The organism is Dyadobacter psychrotolerans (assembly GCF_004349265.1).
GTDB classification, from domain to species: Bacteria; Bacteroidota; Bacteroidia; order Cytophagales; family Spirosomataceae; genus Dyadobacter; species Dyadobacter psychrotolerans.
Window position 1 is genome coordinate 1 of record NZ_SMFL01000029.1, and the last position, 17,402, is coordinate 17,402.

General features: G+C 43.0%; 24 protein-coding genes. 8 read left to right on the forward strand and 16 right to left on the reverse strand.

Annotated elements, in window-relative coordinates; genetic code table 11:
• Window positions 1-423 precede the first annotated feature (423 nt).
• Window positions 424-945 (forward strand): hypothetical protein, encoded by a 522-nt coding sequence (locus tag E0F88_RS33050; RefSeq protein WP_131962999.1) that lies wholly within the window; start codon window positions 424-426, stop codon window positions 943-945.
• A 224-nt stretch (window positions 946-1,169) separates the two neighbouring features.
• Here the strand turns inward: E0F88_RS33050 and E0F88_RS33055 are convergent, their stop codons facing one another.
• From E0F88_RS33055 to E0F88_RS33070, 4 genes are read right to left on the reverse strand one after another with little or no spacing between them, the layout of a single operon-like run.
• Window positions 1,170-1,988: a universal stress protein gene (locus E0F88_RS33055; RefSeq protein WP_131963001.1), complete on the reverse strand. Its 819-nt coding sequence runs from the start codon at window positions 1,986-1,988 to the stop codon at window positions 1,170-1,172.
• A 15-nt stretch (window positions 1,989-2,003) separates the two neighbouring features.
• Window positions 2,004-2,249, reverse strand: a complete 246-nt coding sequence (locus tag E0F88_RS33060) for a hypothetical protein (protein ID WP_131963003.1) — start codon at window positions 2,247-2,249, stop codon at window positions 2,004-2,006.
• Window positions 2,246-3,130, reverse strand: coding sequence for a universal stress protein (locus E0F88_RS33065; protein ID WP_131963005.1), 885 nt, complete (start codon window positions 3,128-3,130; stop codon window positions 2,246-2,248). Before E0F88_RS33065 ends, E0F88_RS33060 begins: the two co-directional genes overlap by 4 nt.
• A 40-nt stretch (window positions 3,131-3,170) precedes the next feature.
• The gene (locus tag E0F88_RS33070; protein ID WP_165940242.1) at window positions 3,171-4,019 is read right to left on the reverse strand and encodes a universal stress protein; all 849 of its coding nucleotides are present in this window, start codon (window positions 4,017-4,019) and stop codon (window positions 3,171-3,173) included.
• Between the two features lie 285 nt (window positions 4,020-4,304).
• Between E0F88_RS33070 and E0F88_RS33075 the strand changes: the two genes are divergently transcribed.
• On the forward strand, window positions 4,305-4,871 hold the full coding sequence (locus tag E0F88_RS33075) for a DUF4136 domain-containing protein (protein WP_131963009.1): 567 nt from the start codon (window positions 4,305-4,307) through the stop codon (window positions 4,869-4,871).
• Between the two features lie 96 nt (window positions 4,872-4,967).
• The gene (locus tag E0F88_RS34970; RefSeq protein WP_374756338.1) at window positions 4,968-5,450 is read left to right on the forward strand and encodes an alcohol dehydrogenase catalytic domain-containing protein; all 483 of its coding nucleotides are present in this window, start codon (window positions 4,968-4,970) and stop codon (window positions 5,448-5,450) included.
• Here the strand turns inward: E0F88_RS34970 and E0F88_RS33085 are convergent.
• The 10 genes from E0F88_RS33085 to E0F88_RS33130 all read right to left on the reverse strand — a co-directional run bounded on the left by E0F88_RS33085 (window position 5,338) and on the right by E0F88_RS33130 (window position 12,347).
• Complete coding sequence (locus tag E0F88_RS33085; protein ID WP_131963011.1) at window positions 5,338-6,009, reverse strand: BON domain-containing protein; 672 nt, start codon at window positions 6,007-6,009, stop codon at window positions 5,338-5,340. The genes E0F88_RS34970 and E0F88_RS33085 overlap by 113 nt on opposite strands.
• A 179-nt stretch (window positions 6,010-6,188) precedes the next feature.
• Window positions 6,189-6,992, reverse strand: a complete 804-nt coding sequence (locus E0F88_RS33090; RefSeq protein WP_131963013.1) for an HAD-IC family P-type ATPase — start codon at window positions 6,990-6,992, stop codon at window positions 6,189-6,191.
• Window positions 6,993-6,997: 5 nt separating this feature from the next.
• Entirely contained in the window at window positions 6,998-7,300 is a 303-nt protein-coding gene (locus tag E0F88_RS33095; RefSeq protein ID WP_131963015.1) for a cation-transporting P-type ATPase, read from the reverse strand.
• A 48-nt stretch (window positions 7,301-7,348) separates the two neighbouring features.
• On the reverse strand, window positions 7,349-7,810 hold the full coding sequence (locus E0F88_RS35055) for a cation-translocating P-type ATPase (protein ID WP_165940243.1): 462 nt from the start codon (window positions 7,808-7,810) through the stop codon (window positions 7,349-7,351).
• Between the two features lie 17 nt (window positions 7,811-7,827).
• On the reverse strand, window positions 7,828-8,466 hold the full coding sequence (locus tag E0F88_RS33105; RefSeq protein ID WP_165940244.1) for an HAD-IC family P-type ATPase: 639 nt from the start codon (window positions 8,464-8,466) through the stop codon (window positions 7,828-7,830).
• Entirely contained in the window at window positions 8,456-8,908 is a 453-nt protein-coding gene (locus tag E0F88_RS33110; RefSeq protein WP_131963021.1) for a cation-transporting P-type ATPase, read from the reverse strand. The genes E0F88_RS33105 and E0F88_RS33110 overlap by 11 nt, the downstream gene beginning before the upstream one ends.
• Window positions 8,909-8,970: 62 nt before the next feature.
• Window positions 8,971-10,683 carry an alpha-amylase family glycosyl hydrolase gene (locus E0F88_RS33115; RefSeq protein WP_131963023.1) on the reverse strand — a complete coding sequence of 571 codons (1,713 nt, stop codon included), beginning with the start codon at window positions 10,681-10,683 and terminating at the stop codon, window positions 8,971-8,973.
• A gap of 14 nt (window positions 10,684-10,697) precedes the next feature.
• Window positions 10,698-10,979 carry a hypothetical protein gene (locus E0F88_RS33120; protein ID WP_131963025.1) on the reverse strand — a complete coding sequence of 94 codons (282 nt, stop codon included), beginning with the start codon at window positions 10,977-10,979 and terminating at the stop codon, window positions 10,698-10,700.
• A gap of 17 nt (window positions 10,980-10,996) precedes the next feature.
• Window positions 10,997-11,575: an HdeD family acid-resistance protein gene (locus E0F88_RS33125; protein ID WP_131963027.1), complete on the reverse strand. Its 579-nt coding sequence runs from the start codon at window positions 11,573-11,575 to the stop codon at window positions 10,997-10,999.
• A gap of 127 nt (window positions 11,576-11,702) precedes the next feature.
• On the reverse strand, window positions 11,703-12,347 hold the full coding sequence (locus E0F88_RS33130) for a Crp/Fnr family transcriptional regulator (RefSeq protein ID WP_131963029.1): 645 nt from the start codon (window positions 12,345-12,347) through the stop codon (window positions 11,703-11,705).
• A 195-nt stretch (window positions 12,348-12,542) separates the two neighbouring features.
• On the opposite strand from E0F88_RS33130, the gene E0F88_RS33135 reads away from it, so the two are divergent.
• The 5 genes from E0F88_RS33135 to E0F88_RS33155 all read left to right on the forward strand — a co-directional run bounded on the left by E0F88_RS33135 (window position 12,543) and on the right by E0F88_RS33155 (window position 16,363).
• Entirely contained in the window at window positions 12,543-13,343 is an 801-nt protein-coding gene (locus E0F88_RS33135; RefSeq protein WP_131963031.1) for a sulfite exporter TauE/SafE family protein, read from the forward strand.
• Window positions 13,344-13,520: 177 nt separating this feature from the next.
• Window positions 13,521-14,942 (forward strand): MBL fold metallo-hydrolase, encoded by a 1,422-nt coding sequence (locus E0F88_RS33140; protein ID WP_131963033.1) that lies wholly within the window; start codon window positions 13,521-13,523, stop codon window positions 14,940-14,942.
• 10 nt (window positions 14,943-14,952) lie between these two features.
• Entirely contained in the window at window positions 14,953-15,267 is a 315-nt protein-coding gene (locus E0F88_RS33145; protein ID WP_131963035.1) for a rhodanese-like domain-containing protein, read from the forward strand.
• Window positions 15,268-15,276: 9 nt separating this feature from the next.
• On the forward strand, window positions 15,277-15,840 hold the full coding sequence (locus E0F88_RS33150; RefSeq protein WP_131963037.1) for a YeeE/YedE family protein: 564 nt from the start codon (window positions 15,277-15,279) through the stop codon (window positions 15,838-15,840).
• A gap of 10 nt (window positions 15,841-15,850) precedes the next feature.
• Entirely contained in the window at window positions 15,851-16,363 is a 513-nt protein-coding gene (locus E0F88_RS33155) for a DUF6691 family protein (protein ID WP_131963039.1), read from the forward strand.
• A 6-nt stretch (window positions 16,364-16,369) separates the two neighbouring features.
• Here the strand turns inward: E0F88_RS33155 and E0F88_RS33160 are convergent, their stop codons facing one another.
• Both E0F88_RS33160 and E0F88_RS33165 read right to left on the reverse strand, forming a co-directional pair.
• Complete coding sequence (locus E0F88_RS33160) at window positions 16,370-17,074, reverse strand: universal stress protein (RefSeq protein ID WP_131963041.1); 705 nt, start codon at window positions 17,072-17,074, stop codon at window positions 16,370-16,372.
• 46 nt (window positions 17,075-17,120) lie between these two features.
• Window positions 17,121-17,402: IS66 family transposase (locus E0F88_RS33165; protein WP_165940228.1), on the reverse strand; the 282-nt coding region annotated here is incomplete at its 5' end.

The following is a 17,402-nucleotide window of genomic DNA, read 5'->3' on the forward strand; positions in this document are numbered from 1 at the left end:
AAGTTAGATTGCCTGTATTGACAGATCAGGATCGGATTGAAGCAGATTTTGGCCCAATGACCTCCGTTTTAAGATGCCTTGACCAACTCTCACCCGAAGGAATGGCCCATTGACTTCCGAAATCAAAATCATTATTGGCCCAGTAACCTCCGTTTTCGGTCAAAATCGAAATCTTGACTTGCTGATAACCTGGCCCAATGACCTCCGAAAAATGATCCTGAATTTTGGCCCGTTGATTTCCGTTATGACTGGCCCATGATACTCCGAAATGACTGGCCCGGTGAAGTCCGTTTTAGACATTCTGGTAGCCGGATTATTTACTTTTGATAATAAAAAAGGTTGAAACAGAAATAGATGCGTGTTGATTTTAACATCCTTTGGAAAAGTCGAAATGTAATTCGTTAATCACTAAACACAATCATCATGGACCACCTGCCTTTTACTCCGTTCTTTTTTGTGCTGGCCTACATCACTTCCAATTTACTGGCATTGCTCTCTATTTTTGCCTCGATCAGGTTTCCGAAGTTTGCACGCGTGTTTTTTATAATGCTTTTCGGCTGGGCGTGCTGGATCAATTCTTCCATGGCTTTGGATACGCCCTGGGTATACCAGGACTATGCTGACACTGCTGTTCCACTTTATAAACAGTTCATTCTGGGGACTTTTGAAGCAATCGTAACGCCTATGGTACTGGTAATTGCCATTTGCCAGGCTTTTATTGCCATCGCTATGCTGCTCAAAGGCAAGCTGTTCCGAATTGGCTGCTGGGGAGGGATTGTTTTTGGCCTGGCGGTCGCTCCGCTTGGAACTTATGCTGCATTTCCTGCAACCGTCTTTATGGCCATTGCCTTGTATTTACTACAAAAGAAAAACGATAATCTATTCTTGTGGGAGAGAAAACATGATCAGCACAAAAAGGCATACATGGAGCATGCATCCCACTAATTTATTTTTATGATCAATTCAAAATTAGTCATTTAATGAGGTTGCAGAACTTGTTCTATTCCTTTGTTCGGGTAAAGCCTCTTTTCTAACAGGGTGCTACCTACCCGGTCGAAGGAGGTTAGCTGGCTTCCTGAAAGATTTTTAACCAAAGCTAAACAAAACAGGAGACCTTCCGGAGCATTATTCCAAGCGGTCTTTTTTTTGATTGATACACATGAAAATTCTTAAACTACCGCTAATACAGGCATATCGGCCTGTCTGGCAATCTGCTGTGTATTGCTTTCCAGCACTGCGTATAAAAGCTTGTTGTGCGGTCTGGGAAGCATAATGAGCAAGTCGGCGTGGTTGTCTGTGGCAAAGTCAATTATTTTCGTAGTCGCAGTATGTCCCGAAAGGATACTCATTGTATGAGGAATAGATTGCATAAGGTTACGTACGTGCTGGCCGGCTTCGAGGGTTTTTGGGTCGGACGGATCCTCACTGATGCATACGACGTCTAAGGCCGCACCGAACTCTTTGCAAAAATGTATTACATTATCCAATGCAGCAGCATTGACAGGGTGCCTCAGATCGGCAGCGAGTACCATTTTTTCAAATTGAGAGAAGTGTGCTTTGGGCGGGACCAGGAGCAGGGGTACCGTAATCTGTAAAATCAGTTCGGTAGCCTTGCTGCCAAAATAGGTATAGCCAGGCGATTTTGCTCCGGCAGTGCCCATTACAAGCAAATCGACATGTTGCTCACCTGTTACTTCTTTAATGGTATCAATCGTGTCGCCGTCCCTTGCGGACAGGATTATCTCAACTGACTTTCCGGAAAATTCTCTAAGCCGTCTCCTAAGGTTGTACAATTGGCGCATACTTTTGAGCTTCGCTTTGTCTTCTGATGGAACAGGTAGATCCGTCCAGGTTGGAATATGGAACGATGACTTATAAACATGAAGGATCAGCAGACGTGACTTTAAAATCCCCGCGATTTTTACTGCGAACTCGGAGGCGGATGCTGATTCTTTCGAAAAATCGGTGGTAAGGACAATGGTTTTCATAAAGTGATTTTTTGTTTAAGCGATTTCAATTAACTTTTCGGTACAGTATTGGGACCTTCCCATAGACCAGACAAGCTGCGCCAGCCAAAATCCTTTTTCAAGTTTTTCTGTTGACACCACATGCCTTGGTTCAGCATTTTGAAGTATCTGAAAACTGATGTTTTCAAGACTTCCACTGCCTTTCGTAAATACTACCTCGGCCTTTGTAAAATACAGTGGCAAAACAAAACTCACTTGCTTGGTGGTAGGTTTGTAGGTCATGGGATGGTTAATTTTGAACTTAGTAGTTTATTGGTTGAAGCACGTTTTCCGGCTATTGGCGGAGCAGGCTCTGCAAGTTTTTTGTTGACAGCACAGGTCCAGACAGGTATATTGGCATGATTCACCACATCGGCTGCAATGCTGGTGGCGAACAAATGACCCGCATCAAGATTACCATGTGTTGACATAGCGATCATATCTGCATTCATTTCCTTTACGAAGTGGACAATTCCTTCCCGCTCATCATCTTCAAACCTGACATTACAGGTCGTATCGCCAAGTCCATAATGAACGACGTATTCCTGTAACCGGGATTCAAGCGTGCTAGTTTTAATCCTGACGTCCGTGTTTATACGCAGCAAGTGAAGTCTGGCCTGAAAAGTCTTTTGCAGGAACTTTACTTTCTCAATAAACTCATATTGATGATGTCTCAGATCGCAGGGAATAACGATATTTTTTATTAAACCAACCGCAGTTAGCCCCTTAATCGACAACACGGGAACTGGCGAGGCCCTAACCACTTTTTCAGTATTCGACCCCATGAATACCTGTTCCCAGCCTCGGGAACCTTTCGTTCCCATCACAACCAGGTTAATGTTCTTCCTGGTTATACATCCAAGAATCTCCGGTAGTATTTTTCCCACAGTGATTTCGTGCCTGATCCTGATGGGGAGCTGATAGATCTTTTTAATTTTTTCAAATCCAGATTTGGCCTGTTTTCTGTATAAATAAAGATCCTTAGTATCGGATAGTTTCTCCGGCAGCCTCAAAATGGTGAGAATGATCACCTCAGCACGGCATTTGCCTGCCAGTTCTATGGCAAATCTCAACGCATTTTCACAGCAAGGTGAGAAATCGCACGGTACAAGGATCTTTTTCATATCAGCAAAGTCTTTGTAATGTTGAATTTGCGTAAGATCGTCACTGCTGAGCACCGATAGAATACGTCCAGATCGTTTCTCCCGAATGGTTTGCAACACTTTCAGCGATGCTACCGGCTATAAAATGTTTAAGTCCTTTATTGCCGTGAGTACCCATCGCTATGATGGAATTACTTAAATCAGTTGCGAATTTTAGGATACCTTCCTCCTCACTGTTTTGTTCCCGGACATTAACTGTAAACTCGTTTAGGTCGTAGAAGCGGGCCATGTTTCGCAGGCTCATTTCCAGTTCCGCCATTTTGTCATCATTGACTGGTGTTTTAATATATAATAAATGGAGCGTTGCATTGAAAAAGGACTGCAATGCTTTAATTTTTTCAACAATTGCATTTTGAGTCAGATCAATTTCAGTAGGAAAAATGATGTTTTTGATCCTGGAAAAACTTTGCGCATGGTGAATGACAAATACAGGAACGGGTGCACATTGAACAATTTTTCCATTATTAGAACCCAATAAAAATTCTTTCAGTCCGTGTACGCCATGTGTGCCCATCACAACAAGGTCTGCTTCCTGTTTGTGGATCTGGTTTAGTAATGTCCGGCATACCGTGCCTTGCTCAGTTACAAAAGTTACTTTCACATTTTTAGCATCTATTGCTTTCGTAAAAACCTCAAAATCATTCCAGGCGTCCTCTTCCAGTTCTTTTAGCACAGATGTCACATGCAGATAATAAGGATTCGAATCCAGGCTTTCAACATAAACAGGTGTGAGATCTATAACTTTCACCAAAATTACTTCACCGCCATTGGCAGCAGCAATATCAATTGCAAACTTGTAAGCTTGTCTTGCAGAATCTGAGAAGTCGCATGGCACGAGGATCTTTTTCATGGTTGTTCGATTAATGGTTTTCCGTGTCATTAAATTGTTGATTAACGATGCTAAACTATTGATTATCAGAAAGAATCAGAATGACGTTGATTGGTATGAAATCTGATTTTGATCATGGTTAGTCAGCAAGCTGGGCAAGACGTTGTCGTGTTTCGTTTCCTGGATTTTAAAGGTATCATATATGAGTAATGTCAGCTCAAGTCATGCAGGCGGACATTTTTTGCAAGAATCCATCCGGATAAATTTGGGCTAAACTCGATATTGAAAAAAGCTAAATCAAACGTCATGAAAAAGCTATGCACGGTTTTGTTGATCGGTTTATATGGTTGTAGTCCTGCGATTCGCGCCTATTTCGATTACGACAAAGAAGATAACATCCGGAACTACAAGACCTTCACCTGGGAGGAGGCAAGTCAAACGGAGAAAAATGGCAATCCGTTGTATTACAGTGAATTGAACGATAAACGGATAAGAGCGGCAGCAAACGACCTGATGCAGGCAAAAGGGTATGTCCGTTCCGAACAGAATCCTGACCTCACGCTGCACTATCATATTGTTATGGAAGAACGTTCTATGCTGGCTCCCGATCCTTACGGATATATGTATGGCGATTACTTCATGCGTCCCAGATCCGACTTGTTCAGCTACCGCGAAGGAACTTTGATCATCGACTTCATGAGAACAAAAAAACAAAATCTGGTCTGGCGCGGATGGGCGGTGGCGGCCATGGAAGTAGTGCTATACGATACAAAAGACACGGATATCCTGATCAGGTCAGCAGTTGCAAAAATTTTTCAAAATTTTCCGGAATCGAGAGGAAATGTTGATCTAACAGTCACTTTTCATGAATAACAAATTGTAACACGAACCTTTTGATCTTCTGATGATTATGTTGTTTTAATCAAGCCGAGCCTAATCGTTATGCACTTACCGCATAACATGGACGCTATGATTTTCCAGTCGCCGGGAAAGCCATTGGCCTTGTCAAAACTGCCAATACGGGATCCTCAGGAAAATCAGATACTCGTGAAGGTAATCGCCTGTGGAATTTGCAGAACCGACCTCCATATTGTGGACGGGGAACTAGCACATCCGAAGCCAGACCTTATTCCGGGGCATGAGTTTTTCGGGAAGTGGTGCAATTGGGAAGGGGAGTTTCTAGTCAGGCGCTCGATAATTTTCGCAATGGCAAAATACTTTGTGCGGCTGTGTTTTATATGGAGTAAAGGACCTGCGATCGTGTTCTCGTTTTTGTCTAAATGCAAAAGGAACCAGCCTAGCCAGTTCCTCTTTTGCCACAGCCAACGCCTGGAATGTGTTAGTCAAATGCGTATTTGTCTTCTGCTACTTCGATTTGGTTCTCGACCCGGTTCACTCCCGGTGCATCCCAGGCTGCATCTTCGGCGTCCGCTTTTTCACTGTAAGCCCTGACAGTTCCACTAAGAATAACGGTATTACTGACGACGTTTATCTTTATTTTCGCTGAGTCAATGGATGCATGACGCTGAAATGCCAAATCAATTTTTCGTTTGATATTTTCCAAGACAGGTTTTGGTTTAATCGTGATTTGATTTACCACCAGTCTGACACCTTTTATGGTTTCAACAGCAATTTCGGCCATTGCGCGTTCATGTGCCCATTCCACCTGCCCGCTGAGCGTTACAAAACCGGTTTCAACATTGATTTTGATATTTTCTTCCGTAACGGCTGAATTCCATTTTAACACATTTACCACCGCTTCTGCAATCTCCAGATCGGTTTTCTCATGAACAGGATGGAGTACAACACGAATGTCCTCAATCACAGCTTTTACGCCGCTAACCTTTTTCACGGCCTTCTCTGCCGCCAGTTTTTTGGGATAAGAATTAACCTGACCAGACAAAGTTGCTATTCCGTTTTTTACAGAAACGCCAATTTCGGTTGCTTCCAATATCGGCTGCCATCTTAACTGTTCCATAACGTCTTTCTGAATTTCCAGGTCCGTCTTCATCTCGAAAAGTTTTTAAGTGGAATCAACTTTTTGTTTGTCAAAAATAGATCATATTAAGAACCGTAACTATGATGCTCCTCATCCTTGAAAATGATTGTAATTGAGTTATTTTAGGAGAAAATATACAGTCAGTAAAGACCTGGATTCGCAAATTACGTCATGGATTGAAACTGCCCGGGTTAATGCATTTTAATGAACTTACATGAAGCAAGTTTGACAGTCTGGATCACTAAGATGGGTATCGTCCCGGCAAGTAGAATCAGCCCTAATGCACGTGTATTCAGAAGCTGCAAATTGAGTATCATTCTTAAAAAAGGAATGTAATACGTTCCCAATAAAACCAGGATACACAATGCCGTAGCCAGCCAGACAAACTTGTTAGCCGTGATTTCATTAGAATAAAACCGGCCCTTCCCGGAATATAGATTGAAAACATAAAGCAGCTGAGAAAGTGAAAGTGCAAAAAATGTGATGGTATTGCCTTCCTCTTGGCTAAGTCCAAACTGATTGATTGCAAGCCAGTAAACTCCTAAAACCGACATTGTCATGACCATTGCATAATATACAATTTTACGCCAGTCACTTTTTTCGATGATCGATTTTTTGGGGTCGTGGGGAAGCTTTTTCATGAGGTGATTGTTCTCTTTGCCCACCCCTAATGCCAGAGCCGGAAACACATCGGTAACGATGTTGATGAACAGGATTTGCAGGGGAAGCAAAGGGTTCCCTGTATTCAGTAATCCTGCGAAAGTGACCACGAAGATTTCTGTCAGATTGCAGGAAAGTAAAAAGATGATAAACTTCCTGATATTTTCAAAAATCACTCTTCCCTGGCTAATCGCACGGACAATGGATACGAACGAGTCGTCTTTTAACACGAGATCAGCTGCCTCCGATGCAACTGCCGAACCTCTGAGTCCCATCGCAATTCCTATATCTGCCTGCTTAGGAGCCGGTGCGTCGTTTACGCCATCGCCGGTCATCCCAACTATATTTCCCAGGTTTTGATAAAACTTATCATGTCCAGTTTTTGAGCCGGGTTGACTCGTGCGAAAACGTTACAATTCAGGAGTTTTTGTCTGTCAGCTTCACCGTTTGGATCCATGTTGAGCAGCTCTTTTCCTGTGATTACGTTTCGGTTATTCTCAGGTACAAGTCTGATCTGTATGGCTATATTGAGAGAAGTCGCCGGATGGTCGCCTGTCAGCATGATCACCTTAATTCCCGCATCGCGACAAGCTTTTAGAGCAGAAGTAACAGCAGTGATGGGAGGGTCAATAAATCCTATCAAACCCAAATAGATAAGTTTCCCATCATTAGTGAAGTCAGAAGCTGGATGTTAATCCGTTTCGCGATAGGCAAATGCCAGCGTTCTCAGTCCGTCACCAGCCATTTTTTCTGAAAGATTGTATTCATGTTGTCTGGCTTCTTCATTCTCCCAAAGACACTTTTCCATAACTTCCTCAACAGCTCCTTTTACAGAAACGAAATACCGGGAACCGGATTGATGCAATGTGGACATCATTCTGGTATTGGAGTTGAAGGTGTTTTCCGCTAATTTTATATAATCATGCTTTGTCTTTTTCAGATCGAAGTCAAATCTTGTACAAAAAGTCAGGAGTGCAATTTCCAATGGGTCCCCGGTATTTTTGTTTCTTGTTTCCTCTGTTATTTGAGCATTATTGGCAAGAGCGCAAACGCGCAAAAGCAGGTCAAATTCGCCAGAATCTGAGCGTTGCAGAGCGTTCTTTAAGTTTGTTTTATCTTCGTTTATTCTGGTAGTTAAATCCGTTTTGTGCAAATGAATGGTATCGGCTTCTATTTATTCTGAGTGAGCGTGCCGGTTTTATCAGTAAAAATTGTATTCGTATTTCCCAAAGTTTCGACGGCTGACAGGCGTTTTACAATGACTTTTTGTTTTGCCAGCCGGAGCACGCCGTTGGCGACTGCAATTGTTGCGACGACAGTCATTCCTTCCGGAATTGCGGCAATTGAAAGTGCAACGGCAGTTTCAAGCAGCTGCTTAAGTTCTTCTCCGCGAATTACACCAACAATTAAATACAACGTGGCAAGGCCGGCGGTTACCCAAATGAGAACTTGCCCAAGTCCCTCCAGTTTTGCTTCCAGCGGAGTAGCGCTACGTTCTGCGTTGCGAACCATGACTGATATCTTACCAACTTCTGTGGAATTTCCGATATCTGTGACGATTGCCTTTCCATTACCATTATTAACGGCAGTTCCTTTGAATAGCCGGTTACGTTGGTCGGCCAAAGTTGCTTCTTGTAATGATAGCTGCGTGTCCTTGGTAACGCCGATAGATTCTCCGGTCAGCGCTGATTCATCCACTTCCAGCTGGTTGGCTTCAATGACGCTCGCGTCGGCGGGGACAATGTCACCGGCCTCAATAACTAGAATATCACCTTTGGTAACATTTTCAGAAGGGATTTCAATAACCATACCATCGCGGATTACTCTTGCCGGGAATCTGATCCAGCTTATCAAGTGCTTCCATGGATTTTCTTGCATTCCATTCCAGCGCAAAACCGATTGACGCATTAATAAAAATAATGGCTGCTACACTGAAGCCTTCAATGGTATCACCAATGGAAAAAGAAGCGAGGGCAGCGACAGCAAGTATCAAAACCATCACACCCCTGAATTGGCGAAACCCAACTGTCCACGCATTTTCAGGTGCCTGCTTACTTGACACATTGGGGCCGTAACGCACGAATCTTTGTTTTGCTTCCGTGGTACTGAGCCCATTCAAAGGGTCTACGCTTAAAAAATCAGAAATCTCTGCGGGCGCCATCCGGTGTAAAGGCTTGCCGTCCATATCCATGCAGATTTTGGGTTCAATTACCACATAAGTGTATGGATTTGGACTGACATTGGTTTCCATAAATCATGACGGTGATCAGTTCTTTGATCCGTCATCGGCTCGCCGTGTAGGTGGATTTAATCTTAAACATCCGACAAGTTATTGCTCAGAATCACAAACTGCGCAGGAGCAAGTTTTAATTTGATAAAATGCAGGTCTCCCTTTTCGTTCAAGAGAACATTAGCCTGTCCGGATTGACCGAAAATAAATTTAAAAACACTTCCGGACGGATTTAACAGCCTGTCTACCAGGATGTACTCTTCGTCGTATTCTGTTAAGGAACTATTGTATGCGATCACAAATTCTTCGTCGTACAGCACGCGCGAAAATGCCAGAAGGCACTTCGGGAAGGTCGGCAGGTGAAAGTTTTTGCCGTCTTCGGAAAGTTTTCTCATATACATGCGGCCAAATTTAAGGACTGCACTGTTTTTCCTTATTGAAGCTAGTTTTGCTATTTCAAGGTAAATATGACAGGATTTATTCAGAGCATTGCGCGTCGGATCGTCCAAACTGAACATAGCTTCCCGGATGCTTGAGTCGTCCTGACCTGATCCGTTGAAACCCTGTTCTGTGCCGTAGTATATGCAAGGCGTTCCAAGAGCACATAAAAGAAAACCGATTCCGGCGATGATCTGCTCTTTTGTCGCTTCGCTGCCAAAACGCTGTTTCAAAGTCTGCCCGACCTGGTCGTGGTTGTCAATGAAGGTCACCAGGAATTCACCGAATTCGCCTCTGCTCATCGCATTTTTGCGCAGCGATTCATAGCGCTTCACCAGCTTTTCTGGTGTGGCCTTTCCGTGAATGACGTCTGACAGAATGTGGTATAAAGGAAAGTCAAGAACAGAGTTCAATCCAAAATAAATGGCTTTGTCCTCCACCACGACCGAGGTTTTTGGCCCAATATATTTATTATACATTTCTTCGGGGCCAACTAGCTCGCCGAACAGAAAGAAGTTGCGTTTGCCCAGTTTATAGGCGTATTCACGAACGTGTGAACAGAACTGGCTTACCGTTTCTTCTCCCATGTGCTTCACAGCGTCAATCCTGAAACCGTCGATATCGGTTTCGCGCATCCAGTAACAATGTACCTTTGTCAGAATTTGCTGAACCAATAGTGCCTCCGGAGAGGCATCATTTTTAAAAGTTTTCAGTCCATGGAAATCTCCCTCACGCGTTTCAGGAAAAGTGTCAAAATTGCGTATCCGTCCTTTCTTCCAGTATAATTCGGAGTTTCTGAGCTCCGTCGGAACCGGCGTATTTTCGTTTCGCCAGGCCCCGAAAGGGAATGTAGCACCCTGGTAATAGTAGTAGGGTTCATCGGCAGGATATGCCCAGTTGTCGCCGGAATGATGAAGCACAATGTCGAGGAATACACAGATTTCCAGTTTATGTGCCGCATTTACCAGTGATTCGAGGTCATCTTTAGTGCCAAACCTGGGGTCAATTTTGAGATAATTTTGTATGGCGTAACCATGATAGGAAGCCGGATTGTTTTCAAAAACAGGGCTGAGCCAGAGAGCCGTACAACCCAGATCTTTTATATAATCCAGATGTTTTTCAATTCCTTTCAACGTCCCGCCGCAGGTAGTTCGCAACTGGTCTTGCGTACCAAAACCGCTTGAATGATTGGAAACCAAAAGCGGATTACGTTCGAGGTCATCATGAAATCGGTCTACCAGTAAAAAATAGATAAATTCTTCCCGCCATTCCCTGATCCCGTTTTTCCAATAGGTTTTTCCGGGTTTAGGCGAAAGGTCAATTTCTCTGATAGACGTAATCGGATGGTCGGGGGACATATGTTTAGAGCTTCTCAGCTAGCATAATAGTAATTTTTCAATAGCTCTGAAACTGCGGCATTTCTGCGCTCTTTCCGTTGCTGCTTCTGCTGATGTTTTAGTTCTTTAACCATTTGTTTGTCTTCCTTATTTATTCTCTTTTTCACAATCGCTTCAATATCTTCACCGAGTTCACTAAGTGTTTTGTAAATTTCTTTTTCAAGTTTTTTTCCAGCCTTGTTTTTCTTGTCAATACCCAGTTTTGAAGTAATTGTGTTTAATACTGGAAAATAAATTTGTTGTTGTTCTGATTTCATGATGTGGTCGGTTTAAATCAAATTTTTGTGTTATCCAGTGTATTGGTTGTGCTCTTTAAACAAATACTGTAATAGATGTAAAAAACTCCCGCCATTGAAATAGCAATGCCAGTCCAGGTAATTATAATTTTTGTTGCAAACAATTGACTGTAAATATTAACCCAGTAAAACAGAAGTCCTGTGAACCCAAAGTACAATAACCACTCCCAATGCATTAATCCAATCTGTTTAAGTTCGTAAGACCGCCCGATCATAGCCAGGCTTCGAAGTAAGAGCCAGAACCCGACGAGTAGAGGAACGGAAGCGGTCGCAAGGATGGGGTTGCTTATGAAAATGCCTGCAACAAGAAGATCCAGGACACCTCCCGCGAGATACCATTTCCGCCCATTAACCATTTTCTTATTTGTGATAGTGACGAGAATCTCAAAAATCCCGTTTATCAGAAATGCAACGCATAAATAAAGGCTCAGAGCGGCTAATTGCATTTCAGGTTGAACAAGTACATAAATTCCCAAAAGAATCAGCCCTGAGCCGGGAAAAAGAAAAGTCCACCAGAATTGAAATAGTTGTCTTGAGAGAGAATTAAAAGTTTTCATTATATCTAAGCAGCGAAGTTTACCAACAAATTTATCCAGGATAAATTCTTACCAGTATGATAATCAGTGGCTACTAAGATGATACAGGTCAGTATTTTGTAGGTAAAGTTTAAATCTTGGTTTGGATTTATATTGGTGTTAGCCATTCAATATTATTTCTCAGCAGCCTGATTTTTTTATCCTGCTCCATTTTTTTCAGCAGTCTTGAAATTACCTCCCGGGACGTATTCAGGTCGTTAGCGATTTCCTGGTGGGTAATGGTTAGAATACGGATTTTACTACTTTCAAACTGGTTTTTAAGGTAAAATTCCAGTCTCTCGTCCATGCCTTTGAAGACCACATTGTCAAATACAACAAGCAGTTCCTCAAAACGGGCGCGGTAGTTGGCAATGACGAAGTAATACCAGGTTTTGTATTTCTGCATGAGCTCGTCCATTAACTGAATCGGGATCATGATCGCCACGGTGTCTTCCACTGTTTTGGCCATAATTTCACTGGCTTCCTGTTTTGTATTACAGATCATAGACAGAGCGCAGGCATTGCCAGGCTCCAGATCATAAATGAAGGCTTCTTCACCGTCGTCACCCTGACGGTACAATTTTACTCTGCCGCTTCCGATCAGCAATGTATGTTTTATATACTGGCCGGTGCGCATGATCACTTCTCCCGCGGGAATAGCTTTCACGATGCAATCCCTCTGCAAATGCTGTTTTAATTCGGGTTCAAAATCGTGAAAAACAGTGTCGAGATAGTAGGAAATATTTTCAATCATATTGAGGCAGATAATAGCAGGTGCATTTTAATAAATAAAGACTTCATTCTGATAGGTTCCTCCTTGCCAGAAGTCCCCGAACAGGTGATATCCTCGATTTGTAAAGTTATGTTATAATATTTTTCAGTCTATGTGACTTTTCTCACTTTCCCGGCAAACAATGCTTCTGAATTTTGTGTCATAATAGTCACAAAAATGGAATTAACAGCTTACTTAGCATCTGTATTTATTGGTATTTCGTTGGGTTTGATCGGAGGAGGCGGCTCTATACTGACCGTTCCGCTGTTGGTGTATATGTTTGGAATAAGCCCCCTAGTTTCAACATCCTATTCACTTTTCATTGTCGGCTCAACCAGCCTCGTCGGAGCTTATAATAATTATCGCAAGGGAGCTGTGAAGATCAGAACGGCACTGCTGTTTGGCAGTACGTCTGTTACAACGGTTTTTTTTACCCGCAAATTTCTCATTCCGTTAATTCCCAGGGAGCTTTTTAAAATAGGACATTTGCAGATTACTGAGTCTTTGCTGACCATGATTCTGTTTGCCGTTTTGATGGTGATTGCATCCGTAGGAATGATCAGAAGCAAAGAAAGGAAACAGGGCTGTCTTGAATGCGACTTGAAAGGAAATATAATCAAAATGCTGCTTAGCGGCGTTGGAATTGGCTTAACTACCGGAATTTTAGGTGCAGGCGGAGGGTTTTTGCTGATTCCAACTCTAGTACTGGTGATGGGCATGCCCATGAAAGAGGCGGTTGGTACATCACTTCTGATAGTTGCCCTCAATTCACTGATCGGTTTTGTAGGAGACTTCGGTCATTTTATGATTGACTGGATATTTCTGCTAAAAATTACTGCCATCGCCATGGCAGGAATACTGATTGGAGGCCTAATAGCAAAACGCATTAATGCAAGGTCTTTAAAAAAGGCGTTTGGCTGGTTTGTGCTGATAATGGGAATTTACATTATTTCAACCGAGCTGCTGCACCTTAAATAAATGGGCCGCTTGATTACAAGCAATACCGCCTGCAAACCGGATGTTTCTGCCTAGATGGAAAAATGTTATCGATATTTTATTCCTACGTGATAAATATCACTGACTGCCTACCGGGGCATACCGAACTTTACATAGTTAATTCAAAAACAAACGCGTAAAATTTTAAGCATACAGCATATGAAAATCGAACAAATCTATACGGGCTGTCTTGCCCAAGGTGCGTATTATATCGAAAGTAACGGAGAAGCCGTGGTTATCGATCCGCTTCGTGAAGTAGACCCTTATATCAGCCGGGCTGTAAAAGATGGAGCCAAAATAAAGTATGTGCTCGAAACGCATTTTCACGCCGACTTTGTATCAGGCCACATTGACCTTGCCGAAAAAACAGGTGCTCAGATTGTGTTCGGTCCAACAGCCAAACCAGGATTTGAAGCGCATGTAGCCAGGGACGGCGAGGAGCTGAAAGTGGGAGATATTACGCTAATAGTACTCCATACACCAGGACACACGATGGAAAGCAGCTGTTATCTGTTAAAAGATGAGCAGGGAAAACAGGTCGGAATTTTCACGGGCGACACGCTGTTTATTGGTGACGTCGGACGTCCGGATCTGGCACAAAAGGTAGTAGCCGAGCTTACACAGCAAAAGCTGGCCGAACATCTTTTTGATTCTTTGCGCGATAAAATTATGCCTCTGGCTGATCACCTTATCGTGTATCCGGCTCACGGAGCAGGCAGTGCATGCGGAAAAAATATGAGCAAGGAAACCACCGACACATTGGGCAACCAGAAAAAGTTCAACTATGCACTGCGGGCAAATATGACGAAAGAAGAATTCGTAAAAGAAATTACAGCAGGGTTGATGCCACCTCCGGCTTATTTTCCTGAAAATGTCATGATGAATATACGGGGATATGAAAGCATTGACACTGTCCTCGAAAGGGCGGATCACGCACTGGATCCGGCAGCTTTTGAAGTAGCGGCCAATGAAACGGACACCGTGATGATCGATACAAGAGATGCAGAGATCTTTGCAAAAGCATTTATTCCCAATTCAATTAACATCGGGATCAATGGAAGTTTTGCTCCCTGGGTGGGCACACTGATACCGGATATCAAACAAAGGATTCTGCTGATCACTGATCAGGATAGGGAAGAGGAAGTCATCACACGTCTGGCACGTGTAGGTTACGACCATACGATCGGGTATCTGAATGGCGGAATAGATGCCTGGATTAAGGCTGGTAAGCAGGTTGATCGTATCGAATCCGTGCGAGCTGACCAATTAAGCGAGAGCCTGCAGAGCGATCCATCCGCAGTTTTGCTGGATGTAAGGAAAGCCAGTGAGTATGATTCAGAGCATGTCATCGGGGCCGAAAATATTCCGCTTGATTACATCAATGACCAATTTGCACAAATCGATAAAAACAAAATATACTTCGTACACTGTGCAGGTGGTTACCGGTCAATGATGTTTAATTCAATCCTGAAAGCAAGAGGTTACGATAATCTGATCGATGTGTCGGGAGGATTCAAGGCGATAAAGGAATCTGCTGATTTACAAGTGAGTAATTATGTCTGTCCGAGCACACTCTTATAAAAACAACGTCATGAGGATTTTTTCAGCAATATTCGGAAATAGTCAAACGGATCTGAAAGATCTGGTTGATAATGGCGCACTGATCGTCGATGTGCGCAGCCCGCAGGAGTTTGCATCCGGCCACATTGAGGGAAGCGTGAACATGCCCTTGGACAGAATAAGCAGCAAAGCAGCATTTTTAAAAAATGGCGGAAAACCTGTCATCACCTGCTGCCGGAGCGGTGCCCGCAGTGAGATGGCGGCAGAAGTGCTGAAAGCCGGTGGGGTAGAGGTTTACAATGGAGGTGCGTGGAACAAACTCAGAAAAAAAATTCAAGAACTATAATTTTAATTCATGCTGGAAGTTATAAAACAGCCCTGGCCATGGTATGTGAGCGGGCCGCTGATCGGGCTGACTGTCCCTGCTTTGTTGATATTAGGTAACAAATCCTTTGGGATATCGTCATCGCTCCGGCATGTTTGCGCCATTTGCATACCTGGAAAAATTCAGTTCTTTAACTACAACTGGAAGAAGGAAATCTGGAATTTGTTTTTTGTGTCTGGTATATTTCTTGGAGGAATAATCGCTGCAATTTTCTTTGCCAGTCCCGGTCCAACGCAATTGAACCCGATGTTGGTGAAGGAACTTGCCGGATATGGTATAACTGATTTTTCTTCGATGGTACCTGCTGATCTGATGCGTTGGGATAAGCTTTTAACACTTCCGGGATTCATCATGATCGTCGGTGGTGGCTTTCTGGTAGGATTTGGTGCGCGTTATGCCGGCGGATGTACGAGCGGGCATGCAATCATGGGACTATCCACATTGCAATGGCCATCACTTGTGGCAACTGTTTGTTTTATGATCGGCGGGTTTGTGATGGCCAACTGGATATTACCTTTCATATTATCATTATAAATTTTTGTAAATGGAAAACTCAAAACAGGCATATCTTCACAAACTGAACGAACATGATATCCGGGCCACGGATTCAATTTGTATCAACGAAAGCCGGCAAGAACATAAATGGTATTACAACCTGAAATATTTGCTGGTCGGATTGCTTTTCAGTGTATTCTTTGTAAAAGCGGAAGTGATCAGCTGGTTTCGGATCCAGGAAATGTTTCGGCTGCAATCTTTTCACATGTACGGAATTATCGGCAGTGCTGTTGTGGTTGGGATGATTTCAGTTTGGCTTATCAAGCGTTTTGATATAAGAACCATATCCGGTGACAAGATTTCATTTACAAATAAGAAATTCAGCCAGGGACAAATTTATGGCGGATTACTTTTTGGGCTGGGCTGGGGATTGACCGGTGCTTGTCCGGGGCCATTATTCGCGCAAATCGGTATGGGTGCAACCGTTGTGACGGTTACATTGCTTAGTGCAGTTGCAGGAACGTGGGTTTACGGACGGTACAGAGAAAATTTACCACACTAGATAACATTATAATATTACCAACGGAGCGTTATATTGATTTTTATGAGATTTTTGGTGATAGACCAAAAGCGGCACGTGGGTGTCCACAATTAACTTTTTAGTCATTCCCGGGTCAAACAACTTGTCTAAAAATCCACGTTGACGGGTAGAGACAATCAGAAGGTCCGCCGAGATTTTATCTGAGTAATCTTCAAGTGCATGCATTACCTGATTGCCATTTAGTATGACTATATCTTTCTGATTCATATTAAGCTCATTCTCTATTTGTTTAATGAACTGCCTATCGGGTTGGATATCCGGTTCCCAGTCTGAGTTCACCTTTACCAGTCTGAGTTTGCCTTCCAATTGTTTTACGAGATCGATCACCTCACTTATTATATCGGTCTCGTCGAATTCTAATTGAGTGGCATAAACAATATTTTCAAATTGGGAAACCTTATGATTCGGAGGAATTATGAGCACCGGGCAGGAAGCATTTATTGCAATGCCAGTCGCGGAGCTTCCAATTAATTTGTCCCAGAACTTTCCTGAACCTGTTCTGCCCACAACGATTAAATCGGCGGATGCCTTATTTGCCTGTCTCAAAACGGCAGTTTCAATACCATCTGTTTCCCATACCGCGTCTGCGGGGTATCCTTCCAGTAAAGTCTGAGATACACGATCATGCAGTTTTGTTCTGTAATCATCTTCCATTTCTTTGTAGATCGGCAAACTGGCTATGGATTCAGGAATGCTGTAATCGTATCCGGCCTACCAACTACATATTTGTTAGTTGCTGAACTTTGTTAAAGTTTTGCGGATATAGGTCGGTAATGTTTTTATGATTGATTGTGGAGATGTTTAGCAGGGTGTTTTTTAGCCAATTGTAGGGATTGATATTATGTTTTTTGCAGATCGCGAAGAAAGAGTATATCATGGCAGCTCGCTGTGCAGCATCATGTGATCCGGCAAAAAGATAATTTTTCCGACCTAGGGCCAAGCCACGTAAGGAATTTTCAATTTGATTATTGTCGATCAGCAGATTCCCATCATGTAAATA

Excerpts from the sequence above, each read along its gene's own strand:
- E0F88_RS33050 (WP_131962999.1), top strand. The coding sequence starts at position 424 with ATGGACCACCTGCCTTTTACTCCGTTCTTTTTTGTGCTGGCCTACATC.
- E0F88_RS33055 (WP_131963001.1), bottom strand. The coding sequence starts at position 1,988 with ATGAAAACCATTGTCCTTACCACCGATTTTTCGAAAGAATCAGCATCC.
- E0F88_RS33060 (WP_131963003.1), bottom strand. The coding sequence starts at position 2,249 with ATGACCTACAAACCTACCACCAAGCAAGTGAGTTTTGTTTTGCCACTG.
- E0F88_RS33065 (WP_131963005.1), bottom strand. The coding sequence starts at position 3,130 with ATGAAAAAGATCCTTGTACCGTGCGATTTCTCACCTTGCTGTGAAAAT.
- E0F88_RS33070 (WP_165940242.1), bottom strand. The coding sequence starts at position 4,019 with ATGAAAAAGATCCTCGTGCCATGCGACTTCTCAGATTCTGCAAGACAA.
- E0F88_RS33075 (WP_131963009.1), top strand. The coding sequence starts at position 4,305 with ATGAAAAAGCTATGCACGGTTTTGTTGATCGGTTTATATGGTTGTAGT.
- E0F88_RS34970 (WP_374756338.1), top strand. The coding sequence starts at position 4,968 with ATGATTTTCCAGTCGCCGGGAAAGCCATTGGCCTTGTCAAAACTGCCA.
- E0F88_RS33085 (WP_131963011.1), bottom strand. The coding sequence starts at position 6,009 with ATGAAGACGGACCTGGAAATTCAGAAAGACGTTATGGAACAGTTAAGA.
- E0F88_RS33090 (WP_131963013.1), bottom strand. The coding sequence starts at position 6,992 with ATGACCGGCGATGGCGTAAACGACGCACCGGCTCCTAAGCAGGCAGAT.
- E0F88_RS33105 (WP_165940244.1), bottom strand. The coding sequence starts at position 8,466 with ATGGTTATTGAAATCCCTTCTGAAAATGTTACCAAAGGTGATATTCTA.
- E0F88_RS33110 (WP_131963021.1), bottom strand. The coding sequence starts at position 8,908 with ATGGAAACCAATGTCAGTCCAAATCCATACACTTATGTGGTAATTGAA.
- E0F88_RS33115 (WP_131963023.1), bottom strand. The coding sequence starts at position 10,683 with ATGTCCCCCGACCATCCGATTACGTCTATCAGAGAAATTGACCTTTCG.
- E0F88_RS33120 (WP_131963025.1), bottom strand. The coding sequence starts at position 10,979 with ATGAAATCAGAACAACAACAAATTTATTTTCCAGTATTAAACACAATT.
- E0F88_RS33125 (WP_131963027.1), bottom strand. The coding sequence starts at position 11,575 with ATGAAAACTTTTAATTCTCTCTCAAGACAACTATTTCAATTCTGGTGG.
- E0F88_RS33130 (WP_131963029.1), bottom strand. The coding sequence starts at position 12,347 with ATGATTGAAAATATTTCCTACTATCTCGACACTGTTTTTCACGATTTT.
- E0F88_RS33135 (WP_131963031.1), top strand. The coding sequence starts at position 12,543 with ATGGAATTAACAGCTTACTTAGCATCTGTATTTATTGGTATTTCGTTG.
- E0F88_RS33140 (WP_131963033.1), top strand. The coding sequence starts at position 13,521 with ATGAAAATCGAACAAATCTATACGGGCTGTCTTGCCCAAGGTGCGTAT.
- E0F88_RS33145 (WP_131963035.1), top strand. The coding sequence starts at position 14,953 with ATGAGGATTTTTTCAGCAATATTCGGAAATAGTCAAACGGATCTGAAA.
- E0F88_RS33150 (WP_131963037.1), top strand. The coding sequence starts at position 15,277 with ATGCTGGAAGTTATAAAACAGCCCTGGCCATGGTATGTGAGCGGGCCG.
- E0F88_RS33155 (WP_131963039.1), top strand. The coding sequence starts at position 15,851 with ATGGAAAACTCAAAACAGGCATATCTTCACAAACTGAACGAACATGAT.